Origin of the sequence: Pseudomonas sp. HMSC065H01, from assembly GCF_001815235.1 — a bacterium.
In the GTDB taxonomy this organism is placed as follows: Bacteria; Pseudomonadota; Gammaproteobacteria; order Pseudomonadales; family Pseudomonadaceae; genus Pseudomonas; species Pseudomonas aeruginosa.
The window spans coordinates 57794-73640 of record NZ_KV819878.1 but is presented as its reverse complement, the minus strand read 5'-3'; the positions used below and the strand labels follow the sequence as shown (position 1 = coordinate 73640).

The 15847-nt window shown below is 65.7% G+C and carries 17 protein-coding genes; 8 read left to right on the top strand and 9 right to left on the bottom strand.

The features are described from left to right. Positions 1 to 286: 286 nt before the first annotated feature. Together HMPREF3014_RS14730 and HMPREF3014_RS14725 are read left to right on the top strand one after the other, a co-directional pair. Entirely contained in the window at positions 287 to 1048 is a 762-nt protein-coding gene (locus tag HMPREF3014_RS14730) for a BamJ family beta-barrel-assembly machinery protein (RefSeq protein ID WP_003091600.1), read from the top strand. Positions 1049 to 1417: 369 nt separating this feature from the next. Further along, entirely contained in the window at positions 1418 to 1849 is a 432-nt protein-coding gene (locus tag HMPREF3014_RS14725; RefSeq protein WP_003114790.1) for a YkvA family protein, read from the top strand. Here HMPREF3014_RS14725 and HMPREF3014_RS14720 read toward each other — a convergent pair. Further along, the gene (locus tag HMPREF3014_RS14720; RefSeq protein WP_014602680.1) at positions 1837 to 2583 is read right to left on the bottom strand and encodes a substrate-binding periplasmic protein; all 747 of its coding nucleotides are present in this window, start codon (positions 2581 to 2583) and stop codon (positions 1837 to 1839) included. The genes HMPREF3014_RS14725 and HMPREF3014_RS14720 overlap by 13 nt on opposite strands. A 103-nt stretch (positions 2584 to 2686) precedes the next feature. On the opposite strand from HMPREF3014_RS14720, the gene HMPREF3014_RS14715 reads away from it, so the two are divergent. Genes HMPREF3014_RS14715 through HMPREF3014_RS14705 form a run of 3 tightly spaced genes read left to right on the top strand, consistent with a single transcriptional unit; the run spans position 2687 to position 3835 of the window. Continuing rightward, positions 2687 to 2998 carry a helix-turn-helix domain-containing protein gene (locus HMPREF3014_RS14715; RefSeq protein WP_003114792.1) on the top strand — a complete coding sequence of 104 codons (312 nt, stop codon included), beginning with the start codon at positions 2687 to 2689 and terminating at the stop codon, positions 2996 to 2998. Positions 2999 to 3000: 2 nt separating this feature from the next. After that, the gene (locus HMPREF3014_RS14710) at positions 3001 to 3366 is read left to right on the top strand and encodes a hypothetical protein (RefSeq protein WP_003114793.1); all 366 of its coding nucleotides are present in this window, start codon (positions 3001 to 3003) and stop codon (positions 3364 to 3366) included. Then, on the top strand, positions 3356 to 3835 hold the full coding sequence (locus HMPREF3014_RS14705) for an SEL1-like repeat protein (RefSeq protein ID WP_003109166.1): 480 nt from the start codon (positions 3356 to 3358) through the stop codon (positions 3833 to 3835). Before HMPREF3014_RS14710 ends, HMPREF3014_RS14705 begins: the two co-directional genes overlap by 11 nt. A gap of 13 nt (positions 3836 to 3848) precedes the next feature. On the opposite strand, the gene HMPREF3014_RS14700 is transcribed toward HMPREF3014_RS14705, so the two are convergent. Together HMPREF3014_RS14700 and HMPREF3014_RS14695 are read right to left on the bottom strand one after the other, a co-directional pair. Then, complete coding sequence (locus HMPREF3014_RS14700; RefSeq protein ID WP_014602681.1) at positions 3849 to 5597, bottom strand: bifunctional diguanylate cyclase/phosphodiesterase; 1749 nt, start codon at positions 5595 to 5597, stop codon at positions 3849 to 3851. Between the two features lie 95 nt (positions 5598 to 5692). After that, positions 5693 to 7789: a carboxy terminal-processing peptidase gene (locus HMPREF3014_RS14695; protein WP_003091593.1), complete on the bottom strand. Its 2097-nt coding sequence runs from the start codon at positions 7787 to 7789 to the stop codon at positions 5693 to 5695. Positions 7790 to 7918: 129 nt separating this feature from the next. On the opposite strand from HMPREF3014_RS14695, the gene HMPREF3014_RS14690 reads away from it, so the two are divergent. Next, positions 7919 to 8881 (top strand): NAD(P)H-quinone oxidoreductase, encoded by a 963-nt coding sequence (locus tag HMPREF3014_RS14690; RefSeq protein WP_003114796.1) that lies wholly within the window; start codon positions 7919 to 7921, stop codon positions 8879 to 8881. 60 nt (positions 8882 to 8941) lie between these two features. Here HMPREF3014_RS14690 and HMPREF3014_RS14685 read toward each other — a convergent pair whose 3' ends face one another. The 6 genes from HMPREF3014_RS14685 to HMPREF3014_RS14660 are packed head-to-tail and all read right to left on the bottom strand — an operon-like array spanning position 8942 to position 14132. Then, positions 8942 to 9592 (bottom strand): HAD family hydrolase, encoded by a 651-nt coding sequence (locus HMPREF3014_RS14685; protein WP_003091591.1) that lies wholly within the window; start codon positions 9590 to 9592, stop codon positions 8942 to 8944. After that, on the bottom strand, positions 9592 to 10587 hold the full coding sequence (locus HMPREF3014_RS14680; RefSeq protein WP_003158332.1) for an ABC transporter ATP-binding protein: 996 nt from the start codon (positions 10585 to 10587) through the stop codon (positions 9592 to 9594). The genes HMPREF3014_RS14685 and HMPREF3014_RS14680 overlap by 1 nt, the downstream gene beginning before the upstream one ends. A 2-nt stretch (positions 10588 to 10589) precedes the next feature. Next, positions 10590 to 11387 (bottom strand): ABC transporter permease, encoded by a 798-nt coding sequence (locus tag HMPREF3014_RS14675; protein ID WP_003091589.1) that lies wholly within the window; start codon positions 11385 to 11387, stop codon positions 10590 to 10592. Next, entirely contained in the window at positions 11374 to 12213 is an 840-nt protein-coding gene (locus tag HMPREF3014_RS14670; RefSeq protein ID WP_003091588.1) for an ABC transporter permease, read from the bottom strand. Before HMPREF3014_RS14670 ends, HMPREF3014_RS14675 begins: the two co-directional genes overlap by 14 nt. Then, positions 12210 to 13019: an alkaline phosphatase family protein gene (locus HMPREF3014_RS14665; protein WP_015649204.1), complete on the bottom strand. Its 810-nt coding sequence runs from the start codon at positions 13017 to 13019 to the stop codon at positions 12210 to 12212. Before HMPREF3014_RS14665 ends, HMPREF3014_RS14670 begins: the two co-directional genes overlap by 4 nt. A 54-nt stretch (positions 13020 to 13073) precedes the next feature. Continuing rightward, entirely contained in the window at positions 13074 to 14132 is a 1059-nt protein-coding gene (locus HMPREF3014_RS14660; protein WP_003091586.1) for an ABC transporter substrate-binding protein, read from the bottom strand. Positions 14133 to 14495: 363 nt separating this feature from the next. Between HMPREF3014_RS14660 and HMPREF3014_RS14655 the strand changes: the two genes are divergently transcribed. Both HMPREF3014_RS14655 and HMPREF3014_RS14650 read left to right on the top strand, forming a co-directional pair. After that, positions 14496 to 15212: a UTRA domain-containing protein gene (locus HMPREF3014_RS14655; RefSeq protein ID WP_003122232.1), complete on the top strand. Its 717-nt coding sequence runs from the start codon at positions 14496 to 14498 to the stop codon at positions 15210 to 15212. Between the two features lie 65 nt (positions 15213 to 15277). Further along, positions 15278 to 15829 carry a GNAT family N-acetyltransferase gene (locus tag HMPREF3014_RS14650; RefSeq protein WP_003114799.1) on the top strand — a complete coding sequence of 184 codons (552 nt, stop codon included), beginning with the start codon at positions 15278 to 15280 and terminating at the stop codon, positions 15827 to 15829. The last annotated feature ends 18 nt before the right edge of the window (positions 15830 to 15847 follow it).

Here is a 15847-nt window from a genome sequence, read left to right as displayed (position 1 = left end):
TCGCGGGTTCGAGTCCCGTCCGCTGCGCCATTTCCTTCCTCAGCTGTATCTCTTGCGCTTCCTTCCCGCTTCATAATTCGACGTTTCTCGACGCTTCCTTTCCGCTGTTCTTCTGTCCTCGTTCCACGCGTTCGTTCTGCTATCTCCTTCATTTTTCGGAAAGTTCGGCCTTGAACTTATCCGCGCGCACCTGTTCCTATTGCCCATAGCCACTGGTCGCGACAGCCTGCTAAGCTCGCGGCTTCATCGAATATGCCCGAGCGGCGAACAGATTAAAGGACTCAGCATGAAACAACATCGGTTGGCAGCAGCGATCGCACTGGTCGGTCTGGTTCTCTCCGGCTGCGATTCGCAGACCAACGTTGAGTTGAAGACTCCGGCACAGAAAGCTTCCTATGGTATCGGCCTGAACATGGGCAAGAGCCTGTCCCAGGAAGGCATGGACGACCTGGATTCGAAAGCCGTCGCCAAGGGCATCGAAGACGCCCTCGGCAAGAAGAAGCAGCAGCTCACCGATGAAGAGCTGACCGAAGCCTTCGCCTTCCTGCAGAAACGTGCCGAGGAGCGGATGGCCGCCATCGGCGACGAAAACGCCAAGGCCGGCAAGAAGTTCCTCGAGGAAAACGGCAAGCGCGACGGCGTGACCACCACCGCTTCCGGCCTCCAGTACGAAATCGTGAAGAAGGCCGATGGCCCGCAACCGAAGGCCACCGACGTGGTGACCGTCCACTACGAAGGCCGCCTGACCGATGGCACCGTCTTCGACAGCTCCATCGAGCGCGGCAGCCCGATCGACCTGCCGGTCAGCGGCGTGATCCCGGGTTGGGTCGAAGCCCTGCAACTGATGCACGTCGGCGAGAAGATCAAGCTGTACATCCCCAGCGAGCTGGCCTACGGCGCGCAGAGCCCGAGCCCGGCGATCCCGGCCAACTCGGTACTGGTCTTCGACATGGAACTGCTCGGCATCAAGGATCCGTCCAAACCGGACGCGGAGCCCGAGGCCGGTGCCGCAGCGCAGCCCGAAGCCAAGGCGGACGCGAAGAAGTAATTTTTCCGCCGCGATGCATGAAACGCCCCGTCCATGACGGGGCGTTTTCATTTGCGGATTCGGCTGAACCCAGGCGCTGCCGCGAGGGTCTGAAAACAGGTCGAGGGCACGGCCGGTGTTACCCTTATGCACACATTTGTCGCACGTCGACCCGACCTACGGTATTGACCTCGGGTTGTCCGTTGCGCTAGGTCAAACCCTTGATTTTCAATGCTTTTAGAGTATTGTCTAAAAAGTGTCCGATCTGTCGGAAAGCCTGTAGCGACGGGCTTCTCGCCGACGGAAGGGGGGGCTGTTCACAAGGTTATCCACAGTATGCGTGGATAACCCGGAGAGCTTCGGCGGCAAGCGCTTGAGCGAGGTGGAAGGATGGATGCACCACGAGGATTCAGTCGTTACCTGGGGATCGCGGAACGTTTCCTGGCCCGTGGCCGGGTGCCCGCCTTGTTGATTGCAGTAGCACGCAAGCGCTCGCGCCTGAAGCTGGTGAAGAGCGACCTGCGCCTGCTGCAGGAACTGCTGGTGGCCTGGGTTCGCGGCGAATACCGCGGACTCAGCCGCCAGGCGTTGCTCTCGGTGATCGCGGCGCTGGCCTATTTCCTTTCGCCGGTGGATATCGTTCCCGACTTCATCTTCGGTGTCGGCCTGCTCGACGATCTGGCCGTCCTGGCCTGGGTAGTGCGTCGCTGGCAGGCCGAGCTGGATGCCTTCAAGGTCTGGCGTGACGCCCAGGGCGTCGAGACGCAACAGGCGCTGCGAGAGCTGCCGGCTCCCAGGGCGGAGCGCGTTCAGGGTTCCTGAGGCGCTTGCAGGCTGTTTTCCAGTAGGCGCCCGATGCTGCCGTCCCTGACCATCTCATCGAGCACCCGGTCCATACTTTCGACGGGGACCGGCAGTTGTCCGCCATAGATGCAGTGCATCCGATAGCTCTGCAGTACCAGCGGACTGACCCTCAGGCCCAGCTCGGGATGCTGGCGCGTCAGGTAGAGCAGCGGGCGGCGCATGTCCACCGCGGCGTCCAGGCGCGAACGCTTGAGCATCTGCACGCGACTGGCCAGGTCGCGGGTATCTTCGCGGCGAATTTCCCCGGCAGCGAAGGCCTGCATGAGATTGTCCGCGTAGACATAGCCTAGACTTGTACCCAGGGTCTTGCCGCGCAGCTCGGCGAAGTCGCGGATCGCCGGACGGTCGTCGCGCTGCAGCAGGACGTCCTGCTCTTCGAAGAGGGCAGGAGACCAATGGTAGCGTTCGGGTTTGCTATCCCATCCGGGGTTGGAGTTGCAGATCACGTGAATATGTCCGCTGGCCATGAAGCCGTCGATCCTTCGGTTCGGCGTTTCCACGAAACGCAGCGACAATCCCAGCCGCTGCGCGACCCGCTCCCCCAACTGGCGGGTGAAGCCGCCTTGCAGCTGGTGGTCGACGATGTCCACGTAGGGCATGCCGTCGGCAGGGCTGAAGCCCCAGCGCAGCTCGCCGGCGAAGGCCTGTCCGACTCCCAGCAGGATGCACAAACCAAGACTTCTCCGGCGCACCCGTGGGCTCCTCCACCAGGCAGACTGTGTGACCAGGGCAGCAGTATAGCCAGTCCGCAGCGGCGCGGTGCCTGATAAGATGGCGGCTTGCAAGGAGACCGACATGAATGTCCAAGTGATCACGCGAGACGGCGAGGCGGAATACGCGGTGTTGCCCTGGGCCGAATACCAGGCGTTGCTGGCCGCCGCTGGTCGCCCGGCCGCCAGTGTCGCGGTGGAGACGACCGCGCCGGCGCCGCCTTCCGCGAGTCTGCTGGAGCGCCGCGAGGCGCGCGGCCTGAGCCTGGAACAGGTGGCCCGGGAGGTCGGTATCAGTCCTTCCTATATGGCGATGATCGAACGCGGCGAACGCGAGGCCAGCGAGGCCATCCTGTTCGCCCTGGAGCGTGTGCTGGGCAAAGCGACGGGGGCCTGACCTTGAGTGTGCTGATCAGCCGTAAACACTGGGATAGCCTGCTGCTGGAAATCGAAGATGCGCGTCGCCAGCGTCATCTGCTCACCTACCGGGCGCTGATCGAGCGCCTGCAACTGCCGACTCCGGCGATGACCACCCTCACCGCGGCTCTCGAGCACCTGGCATCGCTGGATGCGCGCTCGGGGCGTCCGTTGCGCAGTTCGCTGGTCATCAGCCAGGGCGCAAGCCGCTTGCCACGCACCGGTTTCTTCGAGTGCGTGGAGCGCCTCGGGCGTTTTTCCGGTCCGCCGGACGGCCCGGCCGCGGCTGGCTGGCATGCGGCGGAAGTGGTCCGTGTCTTCGAATTCGAGTATCCCGATGAACTCTGAATGGATCTGGCGCCTGCGCGCCCGCCTCGGTTACGGCGTGGCCCGGCAGTTGCTGGGCTGGCCCTGGCTGGTCAAGCAGCCGCGAGCCTGGCAGTGGATGCAGGGGCAGTTCTCGCGGATGGCCAACCTCGGACACCGCGACGCCCAGGCGTTCTACGGTCACCTGCTGCTGTTCCGTGGACAGGGCTTCGGCGCGCGCGAGGAGGGCCTGCGCCTGCTGCGCCTGGCTGCCAGCGCGGGCGATGGGAAAGCGGCCTACCAGCTCGGCGTGCAGGCGCTCAAGGGCGACAGCCGGCAAGCGCCCGACGCGCTGGCAGCCAGCCGCCACTGGGCACTAGCGGCAGAGGCGGGCCACCCGCTGGCGGCGCGCAAGCTGGCGGAACTCTACCGCGATGGAGGCCCGGGCCTGGCGCCGGACAGCGAGCGCGCCGAGCACTATGCGCAACGGGCGTCCGCGCTCGGTCTATAGCTGAACGAACGGTTCAGGCGGCCTCGATCAGGTGCAGGCTGTAGCCTGGCACCGCCTTGGCCTGGCGCTTGGCCTCGGAGGCCAGCGTCGCCAGGTGCGCGGCATCCATTCCCTGGCAGGCTTCGGCCGGTAGATGCACCACGCCGACGGACAATGACAGCAGCGGGTACTCCTCGCGCTGGCCATGGCGGTTGTGCGCAACGAAACAGCCGGCGTCCAGGTGCTCGCGGCTGTAGAAGCGCCGGCATTGGCTCTGGAAGGTTTCCAGCAACCGGTCGATCCGTGTGCGCCAGTCCTCGGGGCCGAGCACCAGCATGAAGTCGTCACCGCCGATATGGCCGACGAAGTCGCTGCCCGGGTCGATCCGTTCGCTCAGGCACTGTGCCAGGCACAGCAGGACCTCGTCGCCGCGGGCGTAGCCGTAGAGATCGTTGAAGGGTTTGAAGCTGTCGATGTCGATGTAGCAGATCACCGCCTCGCGCCTTTGTTGCAGCAGGCGTTCGAGGCATTGCTGGATCGGCACGTTGCCGGGAAGCAAGGTGAGCGGATTGGCGTGCCGCGCCTGCTGGAGCTTTTCCTCGGTGATCAGCCTGAGCACGTCGATCACCCGGCCCATGCCCGCATAGTGCCCGCCGCGGGTGATGATGAAATCTTCCTCGATACGCTGGCGTGCGCGGCTGGTCAGCAGGCGGCTGACCTGCTGCAGGGTCTGGCCGAGTTCCACGGCGAGAAAATCGTCGCTCATCAGGCGGCTGATCGGCTTGCGCAGGAACAGGTCGCAGGCGAAGGGCCGGAGCAAGGCGTCGGTGAGCGCGTGGCGATGGACGATGCCGATGGGACGCCCCTCTTCGTCGAGGATCGCCAGGGAGTTCAGGTTGGCCTGGCGGCGGAAGATTTCCACCACTTCCTGGGTCGAGGTGCGAACGTCGACCGCGCGCTGTTCCAGCAGCAGCGCACGCAGGTCGCCGTGCTCGTCGCTGGAAGACTGGCTGGGGGCGTCAGCGCTGGGCAGCATCTGTTGTACGTCGCTCGCCGGGTGTTCCAGCGGGCGGCCGAACAGATAGCCTTGCACCAGGTCGACCCCCATCTCGCTAAGCACCGCGAGTTCCTCGGGCAGTTCGATGCCTTCGGCGATGACCTGGGCGCGAGAGGCCCGCGCCATCTTCAGGATGGAGCCGACGAACTCGCGTTTCACGGTGTCCAGGTGGATGCCGTCGACGAAGTGGCGGTCGATCTTCACGTAGTCCGGACGCAGTTCCGACCACAGGCGCAGGCTGGAGTAGCCAGCGCCGAGGTCGTCGAGGGCGATGGAGAAGCCCATGGCGCGATAGTGGTGCAGCGCGGTGTCGAGCAGGTCGAAGTCGTCGATGGGGGTCTGCTCGGTCAGTTCGATCACCACCCGGTTCGGCGAGATCCCCAGCTGTTGCAGCAATTGCAGGGTGCGGCCGGGCGGATGACCGGCCTCGAGGAGGGACTCCGGGGAGACGTTGAGGAACAGCATGGCGTCGCCCTGGATGTCGCGGAAGCGGCTGAAGGCGCGTTGTCGGCAGAGTAGTTCCAGTTCGCTCAGCCTTCCGCATTGGCGGGCCACGGCGAACAGCGCCAGGGGCGAGTGCAGTGGGCTGTTGGACGGACCGCGGGTCAGCGCTTCGTAGCCGACCAGGCGCCGTTCGGAAAGCGAGAGGATGGGCTGGAACAGGCAGTGCAGGTCGCCGTGGGCCAGGATGCTGTCCAGGGCGCTCAACTGCTCGGTGACGGTCATGGAACGCTCTCGTCGCAATGAAAAAGGGCCGGTTGTGCAACCGGCCCCGTATTTCACGACAGTCCCATGACTGTTTTATGACGCTCCCGCTGAACTCAGTGCTTGGCCACCGCCGAGTTGAGGTTCAGGTAGTCCAGCAGGATGTGCCCGGACTCGGTGAGGTAGGCGTCGTCCTGCGGCTTGGTCTTGTCGTCCTCTTCCGGCAGGGCGTTCTCGTCCTCGCGCTTGAGTTCCTTCAGCGGCTCCTGGCCCTTGGACTTGCGCAGGGCGTTCTCCATGGCCAACTGGCGGTTCTCGATGCTGGTCTGCTGGGCGCGGCGCTTGGCCTCGTTCAGGCTGACGGTCTTCTCCTTCATCAGCTCCTGGGCCAGCGCCAGGCGCTCGCGGGCGTAGACGAAGTCGGCATTGTTCTCGGTGCGCGCGTCGTGCTGGGCCTTGAGTTGCGCGAGGAACGGCTTGAACGGGTTGGCCTCGTCCTTCACCACCGGGCGGATGGTGTCCCAGGGCATCGAGTCGGGCAGGGCGCTTTCGCCGATTTCCTTGTCGTCGACGATGGACGGGTAGCTGATGTCCGGGATCACGCCCTGGTGCTGGGTGCTCTGACCGGAGACTCGGTAGAACTTCGCCAGGGTCAGCTTCAGTTCGCCGTGGTTGAGCGGCTGGATGGTCTGCACGGTGCCCTTGCCGAAGGTCTGTCCACCGAGGATCAGCGCGCGGTGGTAGTCCTGCATGGCGCCGGCGAAGATCTCCGAGGCGGAGGCCGAGAGACGGTTGACCAGTACCGCCAGCGGGCCGGTATAGAAGGCCTTGCCTTCGTCGTCGTTGAGCACGTCGACGCGGCCGTCGCTGTTGCGCACCAGTACGGTCGGGCCCTGGTCGATGAACAGGCCGGTCAGCTCGGTGGCCTCCTGCAGGGAGCCGCCGCCGTTGTTGCGCAGGTCGAGGACGATGCCGTCGACCTTGTCCTTCTGCAATTCGGCGACCAGCTTCTTCACGTCGCGGGTGGTGCTCTTGTAGTTCGGGTCGCCGGCGCGGTAGGCCTTGAAGTCCAGGTAGAAGGCCGGCAGGTCGATCACGCCGAGCTTGTAGCTGCGGCCTTCGTGGTCGACCTTGATGATGGATTTCTTCGCCGCCTGGTCCTCCAGCTTCACCGCCTCGCGGGTGATGGCGACGATCTTGCTGGTCTGGTCGTTCGGCGCGTTGCTCGCCGGAATCACTTCCAGGCGTACCTGGGAACCTTTCGGCCCACGGATCAGCTTGACCACTTCATCCAGGCGCCAGCCAACCACGTCGACCATTTCGCCCTTGCCCTGGGCGACGCCGATGATCTTGTCGGAGGTGGCGATCTGCTTGCTCTTCGCCGCCGGGCCGGCCGGCACCAGGCGTACGACCTTGACGTAGTCGTTGTCGCTCTGCAGCACCGCGCCGATGCCTTCCAGCGAGAGGCTCATGTTGATGTCGAAGTTTTCCGCGTTGTCCGGCGACAGGTACTGGGTGTGCGGATCGTAGGACTGGGCGAAGGCGTTGATGTAGGCCTGGAAGATGTCTTCGCTGCGGGTCTGCTTCAGGCGCGACAGCTGGTTCTTGTAGCGCTTGGTGAGCTGTTCCTGGATCGCCTTGTCGTCCTTGCCGGTGATCTTCAGGCGCAGGACCTCGTCCTTCACCTTCTTGCGCCAGAGGTCGTCGAGCTCTGCGGTGTCCTTCGCCCAGGGGGCCTTTTCGCGGTCGATCAGCAGGCTCTCGTCGACGCTGAAGTCGATCTTGTCGACGCCCTTGTCGAGCATCGCCAGGGCGTAGTCGAGCCGACCTTTCAGGCGGTCGAGGTGGCGCTTGTAGATGACGAAGCCGGGATCGAGGTCGCCGCTCTTGAGGAAGTCGTCGAACCTGTTGCGCCAGCGATCGAACTCGGCGATGTCGCCGGCGGTGAAGTACATCCGCGCCGGATCGAGCATCTTCAGGTAGCTGTCGTAGATCTTGGCCGAGCGTTCATCGTTCAGCGGCGGCTTGTTGTAGTGGTGCCGCTTGAGCAGTTCCACCACGTTGAGGCTGGCGATGACCTGCTCGCGGTCCGGCTGCAGGCTGTCCCAGGAATTCTGGGCGCTGCCGACGGAGACGGCGGTCGAGGCGAACAGCGGCAGCGAACTGGCGCCGAGGAGGAGCAACAGGGCGGTACGGGGCAGAAAACGCTTCATGCTGATTCGACTGATCGCGGAGTAATGACGCATATTAGGCCTTATTAGCCGGCGCCGGGTTCCCTTGGCGCAATGCAAAAAGCCCGACTCTGGGTGATCGGGCCGTGACAACCCCACTATGGAGGCAGCGTGAACGCATTGCAAGGTATCGAAGGTCGTGTCGAGTGGTCGGAAATCGCCGCCCCGTCCTGCGGTCAGGGCGAAATCCGCATCCGCGTGGCGGCCGCCGGACTCAACCGCGCCGACCTGTTGCAGAAGGCCGGGCTCTACCCGCCGCCACCCGGCGCCAGCCCGGCGCTGGGGCTCGAGTGTGCGGGTGTGGTCAGCGAGGTGGGCGCGGGCTGCACCTGGCAGGTCGGCGACCGGGTCTGCGCGCTGCTCGCCGGCGGCGGCATGGCCGAGGAAGTGGTGGTGGACGCGCGCCACGTACTGCCGGTCCCGGCAGGGCTGAGCCTGGCGGAGGCGGCGGGGATTCCGGAGGTCTACGCCACGGCCTGGCTGAACCTGTTCCAGTTGGCGGCGTTGCAGCCCGGCGAGAAAGTGCTGCTGCACGCCGGCGCCAGCGGCGTCGGTTCGGCCGGCATCCAATTGTGCAAGGCGTTCGGCAACCCCTGCTGGGTCAGCGTCGGTTCCGCCGAACGCCTGGCCTACTGCGAATCCCTGGGCGCCGCCGGCGGCGTGCTGCGCAAGCAGAGCCTGGAATCGCTGCGCGATTTCGCCCCGTTCGACGTGATCCTCGATCCGGTCGGCGCCCGCTATGCCGGGTTGAACCTGGAGTTGCTGCGGCGCGACGGGCGCTGGGTGATCATCGGCCTGATGGGCGGCCGCGAGGCGCAACTGGACCTGGCTCAACTGCTAGGCAAACGCATCCAGTTGACCGGCTCGACCCTGCGTACCCGTGATGCCGAGTTCAAGGCGCAGTTGATCGCCGAACTGGGGTTGAAGGTCTGGCCATTGTTCTCCGCCGGGAAACTCCGCGCGCAGCTGGAGCGAACCTTCCCGATCGTCGACGCCGAGGCGGCGTTCGAGGCGTTGGCGAGCAACCAGGTGCAGGGCAAGGTCGTGCTGGTGGTGGACCCGTCGCTGGCCTGAAGGGCCGCTTCGGCGACGCGATGGAAAGCGCGATCCGCTCGCGCTTTCGCAGCGAGCCTGTCAGCGCCAGGCGTTGACCGGCCAGCCCATTTCCTTGGCGTAGGCGAGCAGGGTCGGGTCCGGATTGACCGTATTCGGATGGCCGACCAGCTTCAGCAGCGGCAGGTCGTTGCGCGAATCCGAGTAGAACCAGGCGTCGGCCAGTTGGCGATCGTCTCCTTCCAGCAGGTCGAGCAGACGCAATACCTTGCCTTCGCGATAGGTGAGGGTGCCGAGGGTGCGGCCGGTGTAGTGTCCGTCGAGCACTTCGAGATCGATGGCGAGGACTTCGTCGACGCCGATCCGCGCCGCGATCGGCTTGACTAGGTGCACCCCGGATGCGGAGACGATCAGCACCCGGTCGTTGGCGCTGCGGTGGCGCGCCAGGCAGGCGCAGGCGTCGCTGTAGATCAGCGGCTCGATGACCTCCTCGACGTAGGCCTCCACTTCCCGCTCGACTTCCTCGACGCTGCGACCGATCAGCGGTTGCAGGGTGTAGTCCATGTACAGGTCCATGGACAGCTTGCCTTCGGCGTACTGCTCCATCAGTTCGGCGTCGCGGCGGACGAAGGATTCGTCGACCCAGCCGAGACTCGCCATGCGCTGGCTCCACAGGCTGGAGCAGTCGCCGTGGATCATGGTCTCGTCCAGGTCGAAGATCACCAGGCTCATCAAGCTACCTCTCGAATACTGTTGCGATCGATGACCAGCGTCAGCTGACTGCCGGCCGGATACAGGCGGTCTGCGCTGCGGTTGAGGACGTCGACGGTGAGTTCCACCCCGGCGGCCTCGACGCGGTAACGGATCACGTTGCCGAGCAGACTGTGCGAGCGTACCAGCGCCGGCACGCCTTCGCTCGGTTCGTTGCCCAGGCGCAGGGATTCCGGGCGGATCGCCACCTGTTGCGCGCAGGGCTGGCCGAGCAGGCGGCTGGCCTGTTCGGCGTCGAGCAGGTTGTAGTTGCCGATGAAGCCGGCGGCGAAGGCGTTTTCCGGCGCGGTGTAGAGGGTCTCCGCGTCGCCGCTCTGGACGATGCGTCCGGCGTTCATCAGGACGATGCGGTCGGACAGGGTCAGCGCTTCCTCCTGGTCATGGGTGACGAACACCGTGGTCAGCCCCAGCTCCTGCTGGATGCGGCGGATCTGTTCGCGCAGGTGCTTGCGGATGCGCGCGTCGAGGGCCGACAGCGGCTCGTCGAGCAGCAGCAGGCGCGGGCGCGTCACCAGCGAGCGGGCCAGCGCCACGCGCTGGCACTGGCCGCCGGAGAGTTGGTGCGGGTAGCGTGCGGCGTACTCGCCCAGTTCCACCAGTTCGATGGCTTCGGCGACCCGCTGCTTCAGTTCCGCCGCAGGCACCTTCTGCATGCGCAGGCCGAAGGCGACGTTCTGTTGCACGGTCATGTTGGGGAACAGCGCGTAGCTCTGGAACACCATGGCGATCCCGCGCTTCTGCGGCGGCAAAGGCACCACATCCTCGTCGTCGATGAGGATGCGCCCGCTGTCGACCTCGGTCAGCCCGGCGATGCAGCGCAGCAGGGTGGACTTGCCGCAGCCGCTGGGGCCGAGCAGGGTGACGAACTCGCCGCGGGCGGCGGCGAAGTCGATATCGCGGAAGATGCTGGTGGCACCGTAGCTCTTGTCGAGCTGTTCGACGCTGACGAACGACATGATCAGGCCTTGTCCTTGTTCAGTCGATTGGCCGCCCAGGTCAGGACCAGGACGAACACGAAGTAGGAGACCACCACTGCGCTGGTGTAGTGGCCGCTGCTGTTGCGCATGTTGTTGAGGAACACCTGCAGGGTCTCGTAGCGGGTACCGACCAGCAGGTTGGCGAAGACAAATTCGCCGATGAGGAAGGAGAACGACAGCAGCAGGGCCACCATCACGCCCTTGCGCAGGTTCGGCAGCACGACCAGCAGCGCCGCCTTCCAGGTGCTGGCGCCGAGCAGGTGGGCGGCGTCCATCAGGTCGCGCAGGTTGATCGCCTGCAGGTTGTTGGTGATCGCCCGGTACATGAACGGCAGGGCGATGGTGAAGTAGCAGCCGACCAGCACCCAGGGCGTGCCGATCATTTCCAGCGGCCCGCTGGCATAGAGTTGCAGCAGGCCCACCGAGGAGACGATCGGCGGCACCGCGAAGGGCAGCAGGATGAGCACGTTCATCACGCCGTCCAGGCGCGGGAAGTGGTAGTGGATGACGAACATCAGCGGCAGGATCAGCAACACGCTGAACGCCAGGGCGCCGAAGCAGACCAGCAGCGAGCGGGCGAAGGCCAGCAGGAAGCGCTGGTCGCTCCACAGCGTCAGGTACCACTTCAGGGTCAGGCCGTCCGGCAGCAGGGTCGCCGACCACTGGGTGGCCAGCGAGTAGAGCAGGGTCGCCGCCAGCGGCAGGACCAGGATCAGGAACAGCGCGCAGACCACCAGGCGATGGTAGAGCGCGGCAGGACGTCGATCAGCGCGCGACATGGTAGCTCCTGCGCAGCAGCCATTGGTGGACCAGGGTGATCAGGGTCATCAGGCCGACCAGCACCATGGCCAGGGCGCTGGCCATGTTCGGGTCGGGGAACACGTCGCCGGCGACCAGCGCGCCGATGCGGATCGGGATCACGTTGAAGTTGCCGGTGGTCAGCGAGTACACCGTGGCGTAGGCGCCGAGGGCGTTGGCCAGGAGGATGACGAAGGTACCCAGCAGCGCCGGGGTCAGCACCGGGATGCCGATGTGTCGCCAGTACTGCCAGCCGTTGGCGCCGAGCAGCGCGGCGGACTCGCGCCAGTCCTCGCGCAGGGCGTCGAAGGCCGGGTAGAGCAGCATCACCCCGAGGGGGATCTGGAAATAGGTGTAGAGGATTATCAGACCGGTCTTCGAGTAGAGATTGAAGTCGTCGATCCAGCCGGCCTGCTTGAGCAACAGGGTCAGCGCGCCGTTGAAGCCGAGCAGGATGATGAAGGCGAACGCCAGCGGTACCCCGGCGAAGTTGCTGGTCATGTTGGAGAAGGCCATGACGAAGTCGCGCAGGCGGCTGTCGACGTGGCGCAGCGAATGGCTGCCGAGCACCGCGATGAGCAGGCCGAGCAGGCTCGACCAGCCGGCGATCTCCAGGCTGTGGCGGATCGCCTGGCGGTAGAAGGGCGAGCCGAACAGCTCGAGGTAGTTGGCCAGGCTCCAGGCGTCGCTGGCCTTCAGGCTGTTCAGCGCGACCCAGGCCAGCGGCGCTATCTGGAAAATCACGAAGAACGCCGCGAAGGGCAGCAGGAACAGCAGCGCCAGCCATTTGCCGGAGAGTCGTTTCATGGGGCGAGCAGCTCCCGGCAGACGGGTTTGTCGTGGGCGGCGCCGAGGATTTCGCAGAGCGTGCCGCAGAGGTCGGTCTGCAGCGGTTGCGCCAGGTCGTCGCGGCTGAAGGCGTCGCCGAAGACGAACAGCGGCACCTCGCGCTCCTCCTCGAGGATGCCGCCGTGGCTGCGGTCCTCGTTCATTCCGTGATCGGCGGTGATCGCCACCTGGTAGCCGGCCGCCAGCCACTGGTGCAGGTATTCCGACAGCAGTGCGTCGGCGCGCCGCGCGGCGTTGCGGTAGGCGGGGCTGGCGAGGCCGTGCCTGTGCCCGGCGTCGTCGATGTTCATCGAGTGGACCAGCATGAAGTTCGGTGCGTGCCGGCGGCGCAGGCTTTCCGCGTCGGCGAACAGGTGCGAGTCCGGATAGTGGTCGCTCCAGTAGAAGTGTCCGCGCTGGATCGGCATTGCGCTGTCGTCGGTGTGGCGGTCGCGGGCCGGGTCGAACGGCGCGCGGTTGTACAGTTCGCTGACCCAGTGGTAGGCCGCTGCCGCGGTACTCAGGCCGGCCGCGCGGGCGTAGTGGAACAGGCTCTGTTCCTGGCTCAGGCGGACCACGTCGTTGTGCAGGATGCCGCTATCGATCGGCGGCACTCCGGTGAGGATGCATTCGTAGAGCGGCCGGGACAGCGAAGGCAACTCGCATTCCAGGCGGTACGACTGGCCGCGGCCGGCGCCGCAGAGGGCCTGGAGATGCCCCATGCAGTCGCGGGCGACGCTATGGTTGAGGCCGTCCAGCAGGACGAGGATGACGTCGTGGCGCATTCGGGGTATCCGTCGATGCGGGGCGGCCGCCGGGGAGGGCGGCCGCGCTCCGCGTCACTGCATGTTGATGATCACCGCTTCCTGCCACTGCCGCGGCAGGCGCTTGGAGGTTTCCTCCCAGGCCTTGGCGTCCTTGATCGGCTGGGCCTTGGCGTACTGCTCGTTGGGTAGCAGTTGGGCCTTCACGTCGTCCGGCAGGGTCAGGCTCTCGGCGCGGATCGGTCGCGCGTTGCCCTTGGCCAGGTTGATCTGTCCGGCGTCGCTGAAGATGTACTCGCGGGCAAGCTTGGCGGCGTTCGGGTGCTTGGCGTACTTGTTGATGATGGTGGTGTAGCCGGAGATCACCGAGCCGTCCGAGGGGATCAGCACCTCGAAGCGCTCCGGGTCGATCTGCTGGCGGTAGCTGAGGCCGTTGAAGTCCCAGACGATGCCGACTTCGACCTCGCCCTTTTCCAGGGTGGCGATCACCGGGTTGGTCAGCGACAGGCGGCCCTGCTTGGCGATCTTGCCGAAGAACTCCAGGCCCGGCTTGATGTTCTTCTCGTCGCCGCCGTTGGCGATGGCCGCGGCGAGCACCCCATTGACCGCCTGGGCGGCAGCGCTGACGTCGCCGATGGTGACCTTGTACTTGCCCTGCAGCAGGTCGGCCCAGCTGTGCGGTACGTCCTTCACCAGTTGTTTGTTGACGATGAAGGCGATGGTCCCGGTGTAGGCGAGTGCCCAGTGGCCGTCCTGGTCCTTGGCCCAGGCCGGGATCTGTTCCCAGGTGCTCGGCTTGTACGGCTGGCTGACGCCCTGCTGCACGGCGATGGGGCCGAAGGCGGCGCCGACGTCGCCGATGTCGGCGCTGGCGTTGTCCTTCTCGGCCTTGAACTTGGCCAGCTCCTGGGCCGAACTCATGTCGGTATCCATGTGCTTGAGCCCATACTTGCTCTCAAGGTCCTTCCAGGTGTCCTTCCAGTTCGCCCAGCTGTCGGGCATGCCGACGCTGTTGACCTGGCCTTCCTTGCGCGCGGCCTGTTCCAGCGCCTGCAGGTCCGCTTCGGCGGCCAACGCCAGGCCGCTGCCGAGGGCGATGGCGGTTCCCAGCAATGAAGCAAGCATGCGTTTCATTCGGTGCTCCTTCGTTCGAGAGGTTCGGTCGGGCAGCCTCGGGAGTTCTCGACGCTCCTTCGGGCGGGACTGCCGCGGGTGTGGTCTAGATCAGCAAGACCCAGGCCAATCTAGAGCCGCTGGATGACGGTTTCATGTCAACTAGCCGCGCCTGGCATCGCCGCGGCTTGCATCCGCAGAAGCGTAGACCATGCTTAAGCCCTCGATTCCATGGGCGCCGGGCGCCTCCGGGAAGACCGTTGTCTTGTAGCTGTCACGTCCCGGTCATCTGGGTTTCCTAGCATCGGACGAGCCGGAGGCACAGGGCGGGCCGGCGGAAATGCCCCTTGTTGGGGCTGGACTAGACCAATAAGGAAGCTGTCGATGCGTGACGAAGCGCTCCCCACCGTAACGGCGATCTGCCGGGCGCTCAGCGAGCAGATCGGCCATGGTCTGCTGCCGGCGGGTGGCAAGCTGCCGGCCGAGCGCAAGCTCAGCGAGCTGTTCGCGACGACCCGGATCACCCTGCGCGAGGCGCTGATCCAACTGGAGTCGCAGGGCCTGATCTACCGCGAGGAGCGCCGCGGCTGGTTCGTCTCCCCCGAGCGGCTGGCCTACAACCCGCTGGTCCGCAGTCACTTCCATGCGATGGTCAGCGAACAGGGCCGGGTGCCGGCGACCGAGGTTCTGTCGGCCCGGCAGATGCCGGCGAGCGCGGCGGTCTGCGAGCTGCTGGAGCTGCCGGCGCTGTCCAGCGTCTACCAGATCCGCCGGGCGCGGCGGGTGGACGGGCGGCTGGTGCTGTATGTCGAGCACTACCTGAACGCGCAGTACTTCCCCGGGATCCTCGGCCACGACCTGACCCGCTCGCTGACCGAACTCTATGCCAGCGAGTACGGCATCCACTATGGGCGGGTGCGTTTCGACATGGTGCCCACGGCACTGCATGCCGAGGCTGCGGCGCCGCTGAAGGTGGCGGTGGGCAGCCCGGCCCTGCGCATCAGCCGGATCAACCGCGACCAGCGTGATCGGCTGATCGACTGCGACCTGGAGTTCTGGCGCCACGACGCCATCCATATCAGCGTCGAGGTACCGCAGTAACGCCACGCGTCGACGACCTGCGGCACCTTCTGCGAGGATGGGGCTCCGGGAAAAGGAGCCCTCGCATGTTCATACTGCCGATTTCGTCCGACCTGCACCTGGAGCTGCTCGACCAGCCGCGCGCGGAGGAGCTGTTCCGCCTGGTGCGTGCCAACAGCGAGCACCTGGCGCCCTGGATGCCGTGGGTGCCGCTGACGCAAAGCGTGGACGATACCCGCCGTTTCATTGGCGAAGGCCAGCGGTTGTGGGCGGAGCGCAGGAGCTGCCGCTGCGGGATCGTAGAATCCGGATGCCTGGTCGGCGTCATCGACCTGCACGACTTCACCGAGGACAGTCGCAGCGCCAGCATCGGCTACTGGCTGGCGGCGTCCGCGCAAGGGCGCGGGCTGCTGGCCCGCGCGCTGGGGAAGACGATCGAGCTGGGTTTCCTTGGCTACGACCGGCAGCGCCTGGTGATCCGCTGTTCCACCGAGAACCTGCGCAGCCAGCGCGCCGCCGAGCGCCAGGGCTTCCGGCGCGACGGAGTGATCCGGGCCAACGAGATCATCGCCGGGCGTGCCCACGACCATGCGATCTACACGCTGTTGCGCAGCGAATGGCACGCTGCGCACGCCTGAGTGGCCCCGGGCGAATGC